This window comes from Saccharopolyspora sp. NPDC050389 (assembly GCF_040655595.1).
Classification (GTDB): domain Bacteria; phylum Actinomycetota; class Actinomycetes; order Mycobacteriales; family Pseudonocardiaceae; genus Saccharopolyspora.
The window spans coordinates 1-16,631 of record NZ_JBFAKG010000148.1 but is presented as its reverse complement, the minus strand read 5'-3'; the positions used below and the strand labels follow the sequence as shown (position 1 = coordinate 16,631).

At 67.0% G+C, this 16,631-nt stretch carries 16 protein-coding genes and 1 pseudogene; 9 read left to right on the top strand and 8 right to left on the bottom strand.

What is annotated here, in order from left to right:
• Positions 1-153: 153 nt before the first annotated feature.
• The 4 genes from AB0I53_RS46730 to AB0I53_RS46715 all read right to left on the bottom strand — a co-directional run bounded on the left by AB0I53_RS46730 (position 154) and on the right by AB0I53_RS46715 (position 3,364).
• On the bottom strand, positions 154-975 hold the full coding sequence (locus AB0I53_RS46730; protein WP_358616897.1) for an IS5 family transposase: 822 nt from the start codon (positions 973-975) through the stop codon (positions 154-156).
• Between the two features lie 93 nt (positions 976-1,068).
• Entirely contained in the window at positions 1,069-1,296 is a 228-nt protein-coding gene (locus AB0I53_RS46725; protein WP_358616895.1) for a hypothetical protein, read from the bottom strand.
• A 56-nt stretch (positions 1,297-1,352) separates the two neighbouring features.
• Complete coding sequence (locus tag AB0I53_RS46720) at positions 1,353-2,696, bottom strand: HAMP domain-containing sensor histidine kinase (RefSeq protein WP_358616893.1); 1,344 nt, start codon at positions 2,694-2,696, stop codon at positions 1,353-1,355.
• Positions 2,693-3,364 (bottom strand): response regulator transcription factor, encoded by a 672-nt coding sequence (locus AB0I53_RS46715; protein WP_358616890.1) that lies wholly within the window; start codon positions 3,362-3,364, stop codon positions 2,693-2,695. Before AB0I53_RS46715 ends, AB0I53_RS46720 begins: the two co-directional genes overlap by 4 nt.
• A gap of 64 nt (positions 3,365-3,428) precedes the next feature.
• On the opposite strand from AB0I53_RS46715, the gene AB0I53_RS46710 reads away from it, so the two are divergent.
• From AB0I53_RS46710 to AB0I53_RS46695, 4 genes are all read left to right on the top strand, one after another.
• On the top strand, positions 3,429-5,390 hold the full coding sequence (locus AB0I53_RS46710; protein WP_358616888.1) for a glycoside hydrolase: 1,962 nt from the start codon (positions 3,429-3,431) through the stop codon (positions 5,388-5,390).
• A gap of 14 nt (positions 5,391-5,404) precedes the next feature.
• Complete coding sequence (locus tag AB0I53_RS46705; protein ID WP_358616886.1) at positions 5,405-6,307, top strand: endonuclease/exonuclease/phosphatase family protein; 903 nt, start codon at positions 5,405-5,407, stop codon at positions 6,305-6,307.
• Positions 6,308-6,467: 160 nt separating this feature from the next.
• The gene (locus tag AB0I53_RS46700) at positions 6,468-7,568 is read left to right on the top strand and encodes an integrase core domain-containing protein (RefSeq protein ID WP_358616883.1); all 1,101 of its coding nucleotides are present in this window, start codon (positions 6,468-6,470) and stop codon (positions 7,566-7,568) included.
• Positions 7,569-7,577: 9 nt separating this feature from the next.
• A complete protein-coding gene (locus tag AB0I53_RS46695; protein WP_358616880.1) occupies positions 7,578-7,883 on the top strand; it encodes an integrase core domain-containing protein in 306 nt (101 codons plus the stop codon).
• A 328-nt stretch (positions 7,884-8,211) separates the two neighbouring features.
• Here the strand turns inward: AB0I53_RS46695 and AB0I53_RS46690 are convergent, their stop codons facing one another.
• Both AB0I53_RS46690 and AB0I53_RS46685 read right to left on the bottom strand, forming a co-directional pair.
• Entirely contained in the window at positions 8,212-11,001 is a 2,790-nt protein-coding gene (locus AB0I53_RS46690) for a TIR domain-containing protein (protein ID WP_358616878.1), read from the bottom strand.
• 328 nt (positions 11,002-11,329) lie between these two features.
• Entirely contained in the window at positions 11,330-11,521 is a 192-nt protein-coding gene (locus AB0I53_RS46685) for a hypothetical protein (RefSeq protein WP_358616876.1), read from the bottom strand.
• Between the two features lie 174 nt (positions 11,522-11,695).
• Between AB0I53_RS46685 and AB0I53_RS46680 the strand changes: the two genes are divergently transcribed.
• The 3 genes from AB0I53_RS46680 to AB0I53_RS46670 are packed head-to-tail and all read left to right on the top strand — an operon-like array spanning position 11,696 to position 13,005.
• Complete coding sequence (locus AB0I53_RS46680; RefSeq protein WP_358616873.1) at positions 11,696-11,971, top strand: integrase; 276 nt, start codon at positions 11,696-11,698, stop codon at positions 11,969-11,971.
• A 48-nt stretch (positions 11,972-12,019) separates the two neighbouring features.
• Complete coding sequence (locus AB0I53_RS46675; RefSeq protein ID WP_358616870.1) at positions 12,020-12,571, top strand: integrase; 552 nt, start codon at positions 12,020-12,022, stop codon at positions 12,569-12,571.
• Positions 12,532-13,005 (top strand): hypothetical protein, encoded by a 474-nt coding sequence (locus tag AB0I53_RS46670; RefSeq protein ID WP_358616867.1) that lies wholly within the window; start codon positions 12,532-12,534, stop codon positions 13,003-13,005. The genes AB0I53_RS46675 and AB0I53_RS46670 overlap by 40 nt, the downstream gene beginning before the upstream one ends.
• On the opposite strand, the gene AB0I53_RS46665 is transcribed toward AB0I53_RS46670, so the two are convergent.
• On the bottom strand, positions 12,980-13,237 hold the full coding sequence (locus AB0I53_RS46665; protein WP_358616865.1) for a transposase: 258 nt from the start codon (positions 13,235-13,237) through the stop codon (positions 12,980-12,982). The genes AB0I53_RS46670 and AB0I53_RS46665 overlap by 26 nt on opposite strands.
• 127 nt (positions 13,238-13,364) lie before the next feature.
• On the opposite strand from AB0I53_RS46665, the gene AB0I53_RS46660 reads away from it, so the two are divergent.
• Positions 13,365-15,875: an NACHT domain-containing protein gene (locus AB0I53_RS46660; RefSeq protein WP_358616863.1), complete on the top strand. Its 2,511-nt coding sequence runs from the start codon at positions 13,365-13,367 to the stop codon at positions 15,873-15,875.
• 350 nt (positions 15,876-16,225) lie between these two features.
• On the opposite strand, the gene AB0I53_RS46655 is transcribed toward AB0I53_RS46660, so the two are convergent.
• The gene (locus tag AB0I53_RS46655) at positions 16,226-16,390 is read right to left on the bottom strand and encodes a hypothetical protein (RefSeq protein WP_358616860.1); all 165 of its coding nucleotides are present in this window, start codon (positions 16,388-16,390) and stop codon (positions 16,226-16,228) included.
• Between the two features lie 31 nt (positions 16,391-16,421).
• On the opposite strand from AB0I53_RS46655, the pseudogene AB0I53_RS46650 reads away from it, so the two are divergent.
• Positions 16,422-16,631 (top strand): annotated as a pseudogene (locus AB0I53_RS46650) (hypothetical protein); the annotation flags it as partial.

Below are 16,631 nucleotides of genomic sequence, written 5' to 3'. Positions count from 1 at the left end.
CGCTGCCCCAGCGTTCGCGCGCGATGGCCCACTGGGCGATGACTAACATAATGAGCCGCACCCTGGCCGGTGAATCCACCCAAACCTGGCGAATCAAATTACCCAAATCAAACATTAACACCCAAATCTAGATCAGATGCCCTCTAAGAGGTCCTAACAGTTTGAGTTGTTCTTGAGTTTGCGCCAGCAGATGATGCTGCAGCCGATGCTGAGGAAGGCTTCATGGATGTCATCTCGGATCTCCCAGCGGATGCGCAGCCGGCGGAACCAGTGCAGCAGCGCAATGGCCTTCTCGACGACCCATCGGTACACGCCCAGCCCGGATCCGTGCTCGGTCCCGCGCCTGGCGAACTCGGGCTGGATTCCCTTCGCGCGTACCAGCTTGCGATACTTGTCGTAGTCGTAGGCCCGATCGGCGTAGAGCACCTTGGGGCGCCTGCGTGGGCGACCGCGTCGTCCCGGTACCGGCGGAACGGCGTCAATCAGCGGCATCAGCCGGGTGACGTCGTGCCGCTGACCACCGGTGAGAGTGACTGCCAGCGGGATCCCGCCACCCTCGACGATCACGTGGTGCTTCGAGCCGATTCTGGCTCGATCTACTGGACTGGGGCCGGTTTTGGCCCCCCCTTTTAGCGCCCGCACATGCGAGTCGTCGACCGCAGCGCGGGACCAGTCGATCAACCCAGCCGAGTTCAACTCGGCTAGCAGCGTCTCGTGCAGCCGCTGCCACACGCCTGCTTCGTTCCAGTCCCGCAACCGCCGCCAGCATGTCATGCCCGAGCCGTACCCGAGTTCCTGCGGCAGGAACTCCCACGGCATTCCCGTGTACAGCACGAACAAGATCCCGCACAACGCCTTGCGGTCGTCCAGCCACTTGCGGCCCGGGTTCCGAAACCGCCGCTCGACCACGGGTAACAACGGCTCGATGCGCTCCCACAGGCCATCGTCGACCTCCCACGGCCTGCGCTGCGCCACACCAACCTCCCACCAGACGATCAACGAGCAGCAAAATCAAACCACACCCTCTAGATCATTCTGTTAAGACCTCTAAATGGGACGGCACACCAGTCAAGGCGACGCACGCCTGCCGAAGTCGAACATCCCGTCCAACCGGCCCGCCTTGGTGTCGAAGGACTCGTCGCCGGTCTGGTCGAGGTGCCAGTCGTCCTCGATGAAATTCGGCACCGAGCTCCGGTCTGTCACCTCGTGGTCAACGAAGTTCTCCTTGCTGTACGAGCAAATCACCGGCAGGAGTTGTCGCGCCTTCCCGTCGCCAGGAAGTCGACCAAAGATCACCTGCACAGGCCACCTCCAGTCTGCTGGGCGCTCGAAAGCAGCAGGCGATCCCCGAGTCACTCCGGCGGGAAACGGAGCCGGAACAGCGCCCCACCGCCGGGCGCAGCTTCGGCGGTCACTTCGGCTCCGTGGGCGGTGGCGACCTGCAGCACGATTGCCAGCCCCAGGCCGGATCCAGGCAGGCCGCGCGTGTCCGGGGCGCGGTAGAAGCGGTCGAAGACCCGGTCCAGGTCCGCTGCGGCGATGCCCGGGCCGTGGTCGCGGACCGTCAGTTCGCGGTCCCGCAGGCGCACTTCGACCGCACCGCCAGAGGGGCTGAACTTCGCCGCGTTGTCCATCAGGTTCGTGATAGCGCGGGCGAGCGTGCGGGGCACCCCGTCGATCACGGTGGGTTCGAGGTCGGTGTCGAATGGCAGGTCCGGGCGGCGTTTCCGGGCGCTGTCCGCGCACTGCTCGACGAGCCGATCCAGCCGCACGTCCTCGGTCTCCTCCGGGACCGCCTCGTCGCCACGTGCGAGGTCGATCAGGTCGGTGACCAGCCCGGTCAGCTCGCCGGTCTGGGCACGCAGTGCCTCGATCGTCGCCTCCCGCTGCTGCGGGTCGAGCCGGTCGCCGCGCGCGAGCAGGTCGATGTTGGTGCGCAGCCCGGTCAACGGCGTCCGCAGCTCGTGCGAGGCGTCGGCGACGAGGCGGCGCTGCGTGTCCAACGACCCCCGCAACGCACCCAGCGCCTTCTGCAGTTCACCAAGCATGGTGTTGAAACTCGTTGCCAGACGGCCGATTTCGTCGTCACCGCGCACCTCTATGCGGTGCTCGGGATCGCGGGTGCGGGCGACCCGCTCCGCGGTCCTGGTGAGGGCGGCCACGGGCGCGAGCCCGGTGCGCGCCACGGCGAAACCCGCCACGGCGGCCAACCCGATCCCGACCGCTCCGGTGGCGATCAGCGCCAGGCTGATCCGCCGCAGGCTTTCGTCGACGCGGTCCGACCGCACCGCCACCTCGATCGCGGTGCCGGGCACCAAGGGAGCGGTGACCATTCGCACCTGATGGCCCTCCAGCGTGATGTCGCTGAAGTAGGCGTCCGCGCGCCCAGCCGCGACGTCGAGCGTGTGCCGGTCCACCGGAAGTTCGCCGTCACCGTCGACGTGACCGTTCGCGGCGACCTTCTGCACGCACGCCGGCGCGGCGAGGAACACGCACGGCCCGGACGGCGTCCATTCACCTGACGATGTCTGTTCCTGCCGAACCAGCCGGTTCACCTCGCGGGTCAACCCCAGGTTCAGCGCCCGGTCCAGCTCGTGGGCCACGATCGCGTACCCGGCCAGCGCCATGCCGACCACCGCAACTGCCACCGAGACCGCCGTGGCCAGCGCGATCCGCAGCCGCAGCGGGCGCCTCACGGCGCACCGAGCCGATAGCCGATGCCGCGCACCGTGTGGACCAGCCGAGGCTCGCCCCCGCCTTCCAGCTTGCGCCGCAGGTAGCGGACGTAGACCTGCAGCGAGTTCGACACCGGTCCGAAGTCCCTGCCCCACACCCGTTCCGTGATCGTCTCCCGCGGCAAAGCCTGCTCGGCGTTGCGCAGCAGAACCTCCAGCAGCGCGAACTCCGTGCGGCTGAGCTCTACCACGCGGTCGCCGCGCAGCACGCGGTAGGCCGCCGTGTCCATGCTCAGATCGGCGAAGCGCAGCACCGCGTCGTCCTCCGGGTAGCTGCGCCGCAGCAGTGCCCGCACTCGTGCGAGGAGTTCGTCGAGATCGAATGGCTTGACGAGGTAGTCGTCGGCTCCGGCGTCGAGCCCGGCGATGCGGTCGGCGACCGCGTCCCGGGCGGTGAGCACCAGGATCGGGGTCCGGTCACCTGCGGAGCGCAGCCGCCTGCACAGCGTCAGGCCGTCCATGAACGGCATCAGCAGGTCGAGCACGATCACGTCCGGTAGCCACTGAGCGATCTGGGTCAACGCCTTCGCGCCGTCACCAGCGGACCGGGTGTCGTAGCCCTCGGATTCCAGACCCCGAACCACGGCCTCACGCACAACGGATTCGTCTTCGACCACCAGCACACGCACAGCGCCCGGATGCTACTCGGCGACTCTCACCAAACTCTCATCCGGGCTGACGACTCTGATGTGCGTGAAACGAGACAACGCAATCCGCCTGGCCGGGCTGCTGGGCGTGCTGTGCGCGGCGGCGACCGCGTGCACCACCGCCACTGCGGCCGATCAGCCGGAGATCGAGGTGAATGGCAACCAGGTCGTCGTCCCGGTCAAGGGCGGCAAGGCTGTGGTGGACGCCACATCGCTGGGTGTCCGTGCCGAGGCTGACGACGGTGCGAACTGGCAGCTGTCCGCTCCGGCGGCCGACGCACTGGGCGCCCCGAGTTCGGTGACCACCGGTGATGGAAAGGCGACTTGGCGCTACCAGACCAAGGGGCTCACCGTGACGGCCGCCACGGAGGGCGGGCGGTTGGAGATGACCGTGCACGCCGACAAGCAGGGCTCGATGATCTGGCCGGTGACCGGCACCGACCGGTCCGTGCGGGAGGTGCAGTTCCCGCGCGGGGAAGGCTTGTCCGTTCCGGTGGCCGATTCGTGGTGGAACTCCGACGCCGCCGGGCTGGCTGGAACGGAGCTCGGCATGGTCGACGGGCTGACGATGCCGTTCTGGGGCACCGGTCAAGCCGGGCACGGGTCCAGCTACATCGCCGAGTCCGACGTCGGCACGTCGCTGCGCTTCGTCTCCGAGCAGGGGCGGCTGCACACCGAGGCGGTGCACGAGTTCGCGCCGAAGGAGTCCACCATGGACTACACGGTGTCGTTCGCGCTCACCGACGGCTCGCCGGTGGCCGCCGCTCGCGACTACCGCGACTGGTTGCAGCACCACGGTGGCATCGAGCCGCTGCGCGCCAAGATCGCCCGCAACCCCGAGGTCGGCAAGCTCGTCGGTGCCTTCCACGCCTACACCTGGGGGCAGGCCCGCACCCCTGAGGGCATTGAGCAGATGCGGCAGCTCGGCCTGGACCGAATGTGGCTCGGCTACGACGCCGACGAGCAGCCGATGACCAAGCAGGCCGTGGACGCGGCCAAGAAGGCCGGTTACCTCGTCGGCCCCTACGACTCGTGGGCCAACGCCCAGGACCCGGCGAACGCCGACAACCCGTCGTCGCGCTGGCCTGCCCCGGTCTGGCAGGACGCCTGCGTCCGCGACGCCCAGGGCGAGGTCATGACCGGTTTCGGCGGCCGCGGCTGCTACCTGAGCTCCGAGGCGTTCGCTCGCGCCGAGCCGACCGAGCAGTACCTGGCCAACCGCACCCGCGAGATGACCGCCAACGGCGCGACCAGCTACTTCCTCGACGTCGACGCGGCCGGCGAGCTGCACACCGACCACAGCCCGCAGCACCCCATGAACAAGGCCGAGGACCGCAAGAACCGCCTCGACCGCATGGGATGGCTCTCCGGCGACCGGAACCTCGTGCTGGGCTCGGAGAACTCCGGTGCGTGGGCCAACCGCGTCCTCGCCTACAGCCACGGCTCGCAAACCCCGGTCGGTGACGGTCTGTGGAAACTGGAGAGGGACCGGCAGACCTGGGGTGGCTACGCCCCGCAGGGAGCGCCGGCGTTCTTCTTCAAACCGGTGCGCCTGCCCGCGGACCTGGCCAAGGCCATGTTCGCCCCGCAGTTCCGGGTGCCGCTGTACCAGACGGTGCTGCACGACTCGGTCATCAGCACCGACCGCTGGGAGCTTTCGTGGTCGAAGCTGCCGGACCAGAGCAGGGACCGGGCCATGCTGGCGATGCTGTACAACACGCCGCTGAATCTGGTCCTCGACAAGTCCGAACTGGACAGCCATGGCAAGCAGATCGCCGAACTGCAGCGGTACTTCGAGCCGCTGCACGAGGCCGCGGCCACCGAGCCGATGACCGACTTCCGCTGGCTCACCCCCGACCATCTGGTGCAGCGGACCTCGTTCGGCAACGGCACTCTCACCGTCACCGCCAACTTCTCCGCGCAGACGCACGACGGCCTGCCCGCGGGATGCGTGGACGCATCGGTCAAGGGCGGCAATCCGCAACGGATCTGCCCGACCGGACTGTGAGATAGGAGAAGCCGATGCGTCGCGTGCGTGACGTGGTGGTCCTCGCCGCAGCCGGAGTGCTGGCGCTGCTCATCGCCGGACACACCCTGATCCCGGACGTCGCTGGAGTGGGAACGCTGCTCGACAGCGGCGCACCGTGGCTCGGCCTGGCAATCCCGCTCCTGCTCGTCGTAGGACTGGGCCTACGAGCGCGGACCACGGTCGCGATCCTGGCCCCCGTCCTGGCGTGGTGCGTGCTGTTCGGAGTGAACCTGCTCCCGCACGCCTCGGCCGCCAACAGCGACCTGCGGGTCGTCAGCCAGAACCTGTACGCGAACAACGACGACCCCGCCTCGACCGCAGCCGACCTGGCCGCGACCGGCGCGGACGTCATCGGAGTGCAGGAACTGACCGCCCGAGCGCGCACGGCCCTCCAGACGGCCCTGGGCAACGACCACCCGCACCACGCGACCCTCGGCACCGTCGGCATCTGGAGCCGCTACCCGATCGACGATGTCCAACCGGTCGACCTCGGCCTGGACTGGACCCGCGCGATGCGCGCCCAGGTCCACACGCCCCACGGCCGGATCGAGGTCTACCTCGTTCACCTGCCGTCCCTGCGCCCCGACTCCATCAACCAACGCAACCGGGCCCTGTCCCACCTCGCCGACGCCCTCCGCGCCGACGACTCGCCCCGCACGATCGTGATGGGCGACTTCAACACAGCGACCGACGACCGAGCGATGCGCCTGCTGCCGCCGAAGATCCGCCCCGTCCAGCAGGACACAGACTCCGGTTTCGGCTTCACCTGGCCTACGAGGTTTCCGCTGGTACGGCTGGATCACATCCTCCAACGCGGACTGCGGCCCACGTCCACCGAAGTCATTCGCACGCACGGATCCGACCACCGAGCGGTGCTGGCCGACCTCTCCATGTGACCGGGGAGAGTCATTGATCACGTAGAGTTTGGAGCCCTGCCCTTGCCGATAACCTCATCCGCCCAGCTGAGCCGGGGCGGGTATGGCAAACGGGTGGATCGACCGCAGTCGGTCAAGTAAGCGCTCTCGCTCCTCGAACGCCACGGCATGATGATCGACTGTGCTGTTGCGACTGGCCTACCTGGGTGTGACGAATACGTTCGCCATGCTGCGCCTGCTGCCCATGAGTGACCGGGACAAGGACGTCGAGATCCTCGCCTTGCGCCATCAGATCACGGTGCTGGAGCGCCAACTCGGTAAGAAAAGGGTGCGTTTCGATCCAAGCGATCGGGCGTTCCTCGCGGCGCTACTGCACCGGCTACCACGGAATCTACTGCCCAGGTTGCGGTTGCTGCTGGTGCACCCGGACACGATGCTGCGCTGGCACCGCGACCTGGTCGCACGGCGCCATGCGACCGTTTCCAAACCGAAGCAGCCTGGCCGGCCACGCACCGTCCGCTCCGTCCGGGCTTTGGTGCTGCGCCTGGCCAAGGAGAACCCCAGCTGGGGATACCGGCGACTTCACGGCGAATTGCTCGTCCTGGGAGTGAAAGTGGCCGCGTCCACCGTCTGGGAGATCTTGCAGTCGGCCGGGATCGACCCGGCATCCGAACGGAACTCCAGCACATGGGCGGACTTCCTGCGTTCTCAGGCCGATGCCTTGCTGGCGTGCGACTTCTTCGAGACGGTCACCCTGTCCGGGGCAAGGATGTACGTGCTCACGGTCATCGAGCACGGCAGTCGCCGAATCCGGATCCTGGGCGCGACCGCGCACCCGACAGCCACGTGGGTCGCCCAAACCGCAAAGAACCTCGCCATGGACCTCGAGGACACCGGCTGCCGGGCACGGTTCCTAATCCGGGATCGGGACGGCAAGTTCCCCGCCCTGTTCGATACGGTCCTGTCGGATACCGGGATCGAGGTCGTGCTCAGCGGCATCCAGATACCGAGAATGAACTCAATCATGGAAAGGTGGGTCCAGACCTGCCGACGCGAACTGCTGGACCGCACCTTGATCTGGCACCAGCGGCACCTACTCCATGCCCTGCGCGAGTTCGAACAGTTCTACAACTCCCACCGGCCCCACCAGGGCATCGCGAATGCCCGCCCGTTACATCCATTGCCCACGCCGGTCACGGATCCAGAGCAGATCGAGCCCCTCAACATACGCCGACGCGATCGACTGGGTGGCATCCTCCACGAGTACCACCGCGCAGCGTGACCTGCACGGATGCGGTTTTCGGCAAGTGCAACGCCCCAAGCCCCGCAGGCGAACGCGATCTGCGAACGAATGATCGGAACCCTACGCCGCGAACTGCTCGACATGCTCCTGATCGTCAACCAACGACACCTTCGCCACATCCTCACCCTGTACGCGCGGCACTTCAATGCCGCACGTCCGCACCGAACCCTGGCACAACTCACGCCAGCGCAAGCCCAAACCCGGCCACCCGAACCGATCGACCTCGCCGACTACAAGGTTCGCCGCAGGCCCATCCTCGCCGGGCTCACCAGCGAGTACGAAATCGCCTCTTGAGGCCGCCCACCACCCAGATTGCCCCAAAACCCAATATTCGAGCCCCACAGGCTGCACCGCTACAACACCCGCCGTCGTCATTCCTATCTCGGTCAGCGATCCCCGATCGCCTACGAGGACAGTCTGATCCCGTCATCGGCTACGCTGCCCGAAGTCGCATAACCCCGTGTCCAACATCCGGGGGCAAGGCCCCTGATCAGCCATTACTTGTTTCTGGAGCGCCCCGCAGGCACGGGAACCACAGCATGAGTTGGGCGCGTTCGGCGCCGTCAACGCCGCCACGGATTGCGCCCAACGCGTGGCGCGCCTTCCGCCTGCGCCTGATCAGCTAACGATGGCAGCGTAGATCGCCGGGCGGGTCAATGCCGACCACCTCACGCCATTCCGAGGCATCCAGGTCCCGGCCGGCGAATCGGCACGCCAGATCCAGCAACGCCCGATCGTTGATCGCCCACCGGGCCACCGTGCTGTTCGGCGAGGCCGCGATCAGTTCCCCGGTCTCCCCGACGCCGACGAGAGCGGTGGCGTACCAGCGGTCATTGGCGAACGTGCTGCCCACTGGAACATCGAGTTCCCCGAGCGTCGCGCCGGTGTCGATATCCACCACGACCACGGTGCCGTCATTGCGCAATCGGCCGACGAACGGCGTGCCCGGCACCCACGCCATCGGAATGGCGAATTCGGTGTCGCCGGGAATCGTCCGCATCAGCTGGGTGCCGGGAAGATCCCGGACCTCCAGTGATCCATCAGGGCGGCCGACGAGCAGCCGATCACCGGCGAAGTCGACCGAGTCGGCTTGGCCTGGGACGGTGACCGTCCGCCTTTGCTCGCTGTCGGCGACGGTGAGTTGACCGCTCCAGTCTTCATCCGGGGTGATCCAGGCGGCGTACCGTCCCCCGGGGCTGATCGCGGCTACCCGGACCTCCTCAGGGTCGTATTCCTGGACGACGTTGCCGTAAACCTTGTCGAGGTAGAGCTTGTCGCTGAGCCGCAGGTTGCCCATGCTGCCGTGTTCGCTGACCGAGGTCAGTCGTTCGCCGTTGGCGGTCAATCGTGCGGCGACGTCGTATGCGCCTTGCCCTTCGACGAGCAACTCGGTGTGGTTGCCCCGGACCGCGTAGAGAGCGGAGCCGAGGTTTTCGATCAGTACCGGCGTGCCATCCGGTATCCAGTCCGGGAAGAAGGTACTCGATCCCCGCACCGGGTCCGGAAAAGCCGGAGGCGGGGTCACGGTCACCGATGCCTCTGGGCCACCGCGCAAATCGTGCAGCACGATGTCCCCTCTGCCGCCCACGATCAGCGCGCGGCGGCCGTCGGGTGAGACGGCCATGCGGGTCTGTTTGCTCGAACGCGGCGTGTCGGGCACCGTCAGGTTTCCGGCATCCAGTCGCATCCTGGACAGCTGGTCCGGATCCCACAGCGACAGGGTCGTGCCCCTGGCGGAGACGAGCCGGTTGGATTCACCGATGAACGCCAGTTGCTCGGCGTCGCCGGTGCCCGTCAACTCGAGGCTGGCGCCGCCTTCGGGGGTGGCGATGGTGTCGGCGAGGAACAGCCGCCCGCCGCCGCTGGCGGCGACTTTCTTGCCGTCACCGCGTATCGCCAGCGCGGCTGGACTGAACCCGCTGCCGAACTCGAAGCCGGTCGCGGTGTCCGGCGGATCGATCGTCGAAATGACGTCCCCGCTGCCGTAGCCCACGTAGCCGGTGAATGAACCGTCTTCGGACGTCGCGCGGGGCTCACCCCAAGTCCGCGGAAACACCCCCTCGTCCTGTCGGTGGATGACCTGGAGGTCGGGTAGGCGCAATCGCTGCCAGCTGCCCGCTTCACTCACCAGCGCGATCGTGTGCGGGTCGGGAAAGCCCACCTTGTCCCACGCGTGATCGGATTCGACCTGCGTTGTGCGCTGTCCGGTCGACGCCTCGAAGACGTCGAGCCGTTGAACATCGCTGAAGGGGTCGGTGAGCACGACGACCGTCGCCCCGTCCGGCGAGACCGCGACCGGTCCGGGGGTGGGATGGTCCAGCTTCTTCGGTTCCGTGCCGGGGCGCCAGAGCACCGCGCCTCGACCATCGTCGGCCGCGACGACCGAGCCGTCGTCGTCGGTCGCGATGTCGGTGATCGGGCTTTCGCCCAGCCGCGTTTCGGTGGTCGCGTTGCTGCTCGGATCCCATCGAATCAGCCGGCCATCGGTGGTGCCGGCGTACACGACTCCGCTCGCGGAAGCGACGAGGGACGTGACGGGCGCGGCAAGCGTGCGTTGGCGGACCAGGTCCGGATTGCCGTTGAGCACTTGGAAGAGGGCGGATCTGGTTTGCGAATCGGGGTTGAGCCGATAGCCCTCGGCGGCGAGCAGGGCGGCTCTTGTCGCGTTGACCGGTGCCTCGCTGACCGCGGTGGAGGCCAACAGCCGCGCGGACGCCGTCCGGGCTTGCTCAGCGGCGAGTTGCCCCTGCACGAACGCGACGACTCCCGCGCCGACGGCGATCAACAGCAGCACGGACAACAGCACGATCACGTTCCGGGCACGGCGTCGCTCACGCTGTCGTCGGCGATGATGCTCGCCGATCACCTCGTCCTTGTCCACGCCGCGCAGCGGCGCGGAGAATTCGGCGAGCGCTTCCTGCACTCGGGGATCGTGCAGGTCGAGTTGGGGGAGTGCGCGCACGCCCCGCAGGTCGATCCACCGCGGTTCGGCGCGCAACGCGCCACGCAGTGCCTGGTGTACGGCGGTGCTGTCGGCGTGGAAATCACCGGTGCCGACATCCCATGCCAGGTGTCCGCTGGTGACGCCGATCAGAATCCTCTCGGGAGACCGGTTTTCCAGCCACCACTTGATTTCCTTGCCGACCCACGGCGATTCCGCCGCATCCGGCGAGGCGAACAGGATGAGCCAGTCCGACGAGGCCAATGCGTCTTGGATGCCGCCCCACAGATCTGGGTTCGCCGACATGTTGGCGTCGTCGCGGAACACGCGTAGCGCGCGCATTTCCCGCCCGTGCCGGGCGAACGCCTCAAGCCGCTGCTGGAACGCGGGCGCGAACGTCTTGTCGCCGTGGTGGCTATAGGAGATGAACGCGTGATAGCGCCCCGGCTCCGATGTTCGTGGAGGGTTCATCGCTGGAGACCTCATATCTCGTTCGCAGCATCGCCTTATCTGATGCGCTGGGACGATGGTCGGTTCCACACCACGACGGAATCAGCCAAACTCGCGGTATATTCCCGCGCGTCGCGTATGATCGTCTTTGTTCCTGCTGATGGTGAAGTCCCGACACAAGAAGGCCGGGAAAGGCCGCCGTTATTTCCGCCCCTTTCCCGGACGCCCTCGCCAAGGTCACCAGGCTTTTGGCCCCGGTCATAGGCGCCGGTGAGGTCTGGTGGGCGTTCCGGTATCCGGTGCTCCAACCAGCCCTGCGGTACGTCCGCGGCCGGACCGGAGTGCAACGTCAGGCGTGCGGGTAGAACACCAGTTGGTTCGCGAAACCTACGAAGAAAACCCCGAAACCGCCCCGGTCGGCCAGGGGGACGAGGGATCTTTCGATTGCCTTGGCCTTGCCGGTGGCAATCTCGACCTCGGCGGTCACGATGTCATCCCCCTCCCAGTCGGAGTTGCCGTAGGCCACGCCGGTGTCGGTCACCGCCTGCAGTGTGAGCGCTTTGGTGCTGTCGGTGCTCTCCGAGCAGTATCCGGTGCCGTTCTCCAGGTCTAAGGCTGAGCGTGCCGAAAACCCCTGTGGGGTTCCATAAGTCGGTTCATGGGCTGCGAGCTGCATATTTCGGTGTCCCCAGCAGACAGGGCATGATCGCGGGCCATGTCACTACGTCTGCTTTACCTGATCTTCGTGCGGATTGTGGGCTGGCTGTGGCTGCTCGGCCGTTCGTCGGCGTCCAAGGACGTCGAACTCCTGGTACTTCGCCACGAAGTGGCCGTACTACGCAGAACCAACCCGAAACCCCGGATGAACTGGGCCGACCGGGCCGTCTTCGCCGCGCTGATCCGGCTGCTGCCGAAAGCGCTGCGGGCCCATCGATTGATCACCCCGGGCACGGTCCTGCGCTGGCATCGTCGCCTGGCGACCAGGAAGTGAACGTACCCGAACCGGACCGGGCGCCCGCCCCTCGATGACGCCATCGCAGTGCTGATCGAGCGCATGGCCAAGGAGAACCCCACCTGGGGATACAAGAGGATCCAGGGTGAACTGCTCAAGCTCGGCTATAGAGTGGGTGCCTCGACGATCCGCCGTGTTCTCAAACGAGTGCGCATCCCACTGGCGCCACTCCGGTGCACGGATACGACCTGGCGGCAGTTCCTGCGCATGCAGGCCTCGTCCATGCTGGCATGCGACTTCTTCCACGTGGACTGCGCGGTCACCCTCAAGCGAGTCTACGTGTTCTTCGTGCTGGAAGTCGGCAGCCGGTACGTGTACCTGCTGGGCGCGACGACAAACCCAGACGGGGCGTGGACCACTCAACAGGTCCGCAACCTGCTAATGGACCTCGGCGATGACGTCACCGAATTCCGATTCCTCATACGGGACCGGGCCGGCCAGTTCACTACGTCGTTCGATGCGCTCCTCGCCGATGTGGACATCCGCGTAGTCAAGACTCCCCGCGCTGCCCACAGGCGAACTGCTTCGCCGAACGGTTCGTGCGCACTGTCCGAGCCGAACTCACCGACCGCCTGTTGATCTTCGGTGAACGGCACCTGCGTACGGCGCTCACGGAGTACATCCGACACTACAACGGCCGCCGACCGCACCGCGCCCGCGAACTCCACCCACCACGACCCAGCCACCCCGTCGCGAACCTCAGCCACGAGCGGATCAAGCGTCGACCGGTGCTCGGCGGCCTGATCAACGAGTACGAGCTGCAGCGTAAAGCTGCTGGTCAGAGTCGGCGGCCGACTTCTGGAGCCCCACAGGGCCTAACGAATGCGATCTCCATGCTGCGCCTGCTCCCGATGCGTGACCGGGACAAGGACGTCGAAATCCTCGACCTGCGCCATCCGATCACGGTGCTAAAGCGTCAACTCGGTCAAGAGAGGGCGCGGTTCACCCCAGCAGATCGTGTGCCGCTCGAAAAGTCATCGCCGCACGTCAGGCCGCGTAGCGGTACTCGTTGACCACGCCGCCGAGGACTCTGATGCGCGGGACCCGGCGGGCGTCGAGGTCATGCACGGGAGCGGGGTGGTCGTGAGCGTCGGGCGGTAGCTGGTTGCGGGCCTGGTGGGGCCGGTGCCCGTTGTAGTGCCGCTGGTAGGCGGAAAGCACACGCTGGGCATGGAACTCGTTCAGGACCAGGAGGTGGTCACGGGCAGCATCGTGCCGCCAGCTCTGTTCTGGCGAGTCCGTCATATCCTTTTGTCGAGGTACACGCGCTGAGCCAGAGGCGCCGGCACGGGCGACCTGGTGTTCCCAGCGCGAGTGCGGAAAAGTTCGGCCATGCGTGCCCGCGTGGTTTGGTTTTTGCGATCATGGTGCGATGGGCGAGGACGGCGAGGTTGTGTCGAAGCACTCGCCAGCAGCTGCGCGCAACGAAATCAACGGCGAGGTCCACGGTCCGGTGATCCAGGCGGGCACGATCGCTGGAGATGTCGTCTTCAACGCCGAAACTCCCACCAGGTCTGAGGTGGACGAGTGGTCCGAGGGCCTTGCCCAGGGTGTACAGAAACTATGGCAACGGGAAGACGACCACCGCCGAATCCATGACCCGGTCGCGTTGCCGGTTCGTTGGCACCCGGCCACCGCCACGCTGACCGATCACTGGGCCAACATCCGCCGCCTGCCAGCCGGTGCCACCGCCGAACCCCTGACCCTGACCGGGCGCATGGAGCAACTCGCGGATAGCTACCGAAGCATCCCGTCCGGTCGGCTGGTCCTGCTCGGTCCGGCGGGTGCGGGGAAAACCGTATTGGCCGCTCGCCTGGCGTTAGATCTGCTGGCCGCTCGCCAGCCCGGTGAGCGAGTGCCGGTCATTGTCAGTACCAGTTCCTGGAACCCCAAGACCACAGCGTTAAACGTGTGGCTGACTGAGCAACTCACCCGGGACCATCCCGGCCTGGCCGCCCCTGCCCAGAAGGGCGGACCGAGTCGGGCCGCCGCACTGATCGCAGCCGACCGGAATCTGCCCATTCTGGACGGCTTCGACGAATTCGATGCCGGGTTGCATCAGGCCGCTCTGCGCCGGCTCAACACCACCCCGAACACCCCGGTGGTGATCACCAGCCGGGTCAAGGAGTACACCACCGCAATGCAGGATGCGGATGTGCTGACGGCGGCCGTCGTCGTGGAATTCGATGACCTGACCCTGGAGGACCTGGCCGCTTATCTGCCCCGGACCGCGGCCGGGTACCGCAGGGGGATGTGGGAGCCGGTCTTGCAGCGGATGCGCGACGAGCCGCACGCCCCGGGACCGGCCACGTTGCGCAGGGTGCTGGCCAACCCGTTGATGGTGTTTTTGGCTCGCACCCGTTACAGCGACACGCCGGGACATGACCCTACGGAACTGCTGGACAGCCACCGGTTTCCCACGGAGACGGCGCTGGAGGCGTATCTGCTGGCCGAGTTCGTCCCGGCCGTCTACCAGGTCGACCCACCCGAGGGCACCCGACGACGGTGGCCAGCCGACCGCGCTCGCCGGTACCTGACCTACCTCGCCCACCACCTCCAGAAAGCGGGCACTCGCGATCTGGCCTGGTGGCAACTGCGCGACACCATCCCCCGATGGCAGCGCACCCTCGTCCTCGCCCTCGTAGACGGACTCCTGAGCGGGCTCGCGATCGGGCTCGCGGCCGGGATCTCGGCCGGGTTCCCGCTTGGGCTCGCGGACAGGAGGAGAGCGGACGGGCTCGCGGCCGGGATCTCGGACGGGCTCGCGTACATGCTCTCGGACGGGCTCCTGTACGGGCTCAAGGTCGGGCTCTGGGTCGGGCTCGCGGCTGCGCTGGCAAGCGGGCTCACGGTCGCGTTGACAGTCGGGCTCACCCAAAGGCTGCGCAGCCCACGTCTGCGTGGCACACCGCGATTCCTGTCCAGCAAGCTCACCATCGGGCTCGTGGTCGGGCTCGTGGTCGGGCTCGGATTCACGATCACGAACCGGTTGACGCAAGGGTTCTTAACGGGCAGTCTCCTGGCCGGGGTCGCGGTCGGGTACACGTTCATAGGCGGGCTCGTGGACGGGCTCGCAGACGGGCTCGTGGTCGGGCTCGGGAGCGGGCTCGGGAGCGGGCTCGGGAGCGAGTACCTCAGGGCCGCGCTCGTGGACGAGTTCGTGAACGCCGTCGCCGTCGGGTTCGTGGCTGCGGTCGCGGCTGGGTTCATCGGACTGCGCAGCGCAGGGCCTCAGCCGACCCGGACACACCTTCAGATCCGCGGCCGCGCCCGATTCATTACTGGCAGGTTCGTGGGCGGGTTCGCAGTCGTGTTCGTGGCTGCGCTCGCCTTCGGGCTCGGGGTCGAGCCCTCGTTTGAGCCCGTGGCGAGTGGGCTCGCGGGTGGGCTCGTGGGCGGGCTCGTAGGCGGGCTCGTAGGCGGATTCGCGGCCGCGCTCGCCTTCGGGCTTGAGGCGCCCGTCGATGCGGCTGAGGTGGTCAGTGCCGCGGAGTCCCTGGCCCGGGACCGGCGAAACGCTCTCCGCAAGATGCTCGCGGGCGGGCTCGCGGGTGGCCTCGCGGTCGGGCTCACGATCGCGCTCTCGCTCGCGCCCATGAACGAGGCGCTCCCGAATGGGCTCTCGAACGGGCTCTCGGCCGCAGTCGTGGTGGCGTTCGTCAGTGTGCGCGCTACCAGCGCATGGATCTACTGGCTGATTCTGGTACGGGTATGGCTGCCGCTGACCGGTCGCCTGCCCTGGCGGATCCAGGCGTTCCTCACCGACGCCTACCAACGGGGCGTGCTACGCCAAACCGGGGCCGTCTACCAATTCCGCCACGCCCGATTGCAAGACCACCTCACCGCCGACACACCCACTGCGGCGCTTGCGGTCCGCAGGTAGCTGTACACGGTTTTCGCGGCTGATCCCGAATCCCCGGCCATCCCAGAGAACCTGGATGTGCTCCTGGTGCTGCGGCCAATCCAAAACCATCGCCGGTCAACCAAATCCGCCTGATACAATTCCGCACGAAAGTACTCGGCGCCGGTCATCCGACCACAATCGCGCCGCCACCCACAACCTCGTCCTCGACCTACGCGCGGCCGGGCGTGGCGAGGAGACTGAGCCAAGCACGGGCAGTGGCTCGCGGTGTCGTTCGTCGTGTCGGCCGCGGCGAGTGAGCTGCCGGTACAAGCAGCTCGCCCCTCGGGCCGCGCACCAGCTTCGGGAGTAGTCCCGGCCGTAGTTTTCGGCTACGCCATGCCCTGCACCACGGCGGCAGCGACGGCCTGGGCGCTGTCGCGGACACGTTGCCACGCCGCGGAGACGTCCTCCGGCCACTCCAGCGCGAGTGCTTCTCCAGGAGCGTTGTACGTGCCGAGAAATACGTCCATGCAGGTCAACAGCTTTCGGCACATGACCGCTCACCGTCCGACATGATCATGTCTTGTGCTGGTCCGCTTCGCCTACCTCGCTGTCGCCCATGCCTTCGCCGTGCTGCGGCTGTTGCCGATGACCGACCGTGAGAAGGATGTTGAGATCCTGGCCTTACGCCACCAACTCGCCGTGCTGCAACGGCAACTCGGCGACCGACGCCTGCAACTGCGACCTGAGGACAGGGCGTTCCTTGCCGCACTCCTCGTGCCGCTGGCTCGCTCG

Excerpts from the sequence above, each read along its gene's own strand:
- AB0I53_RS46705 (WP_358616886.1), top strand. The coding sequence starts at position 5,405 with ATGCGTCGCGTGCGTGACGTGGTGGTCCTCGCCGCAGCCGGAGTGCTG.
- AB0I53_RS46695 (WP_358616880.1), top strand. The coding sequence starts at position 7,578 with ATGCGGTTTTCGGCAAGTGCAACGCCCCAAGCCCCGCAGGCGAACGCG.
- AB0I53_RS46690 (WP_358616878.1), bottom strand. The coding sequence starts at position 11,001 with ATGAACCCTCCACGAACATCGGAGCCGGGGCGCTATCACGCGTTCATC.
- AB0I53_RS46680 (WP_358616873.1), top strand. The coding sequence starts at position 11,696 with ATGTCACTACGTCTGCTTTACCTGATCTTCGTGCGGATTGTGGGCTGG.
- AB0I53_RS46665 (WP_358616865.1), bottom strand. The coding sequence starts at position 13,237 with ATGACGGACTCGCCAGAACAGAGCTGGCGGCACGATGCTGCCCGTGAC.
- AB0I53_RS46660 (WP_358616863.1), top strand. The coding sequence starts at position 13,365 with ATGGGCGAGGACGGCGAGGTTGTGTCGAAGCACTCGCCAGCAGCTGCG.
- AB0I53_RS46655 (WP_358616860.1), bottom strand. The coding sequence starts at position 16,390 with ATGTGCCGAAAGCTGTTGACCTGCATGGACGTATTTCTCGGCACGTAC.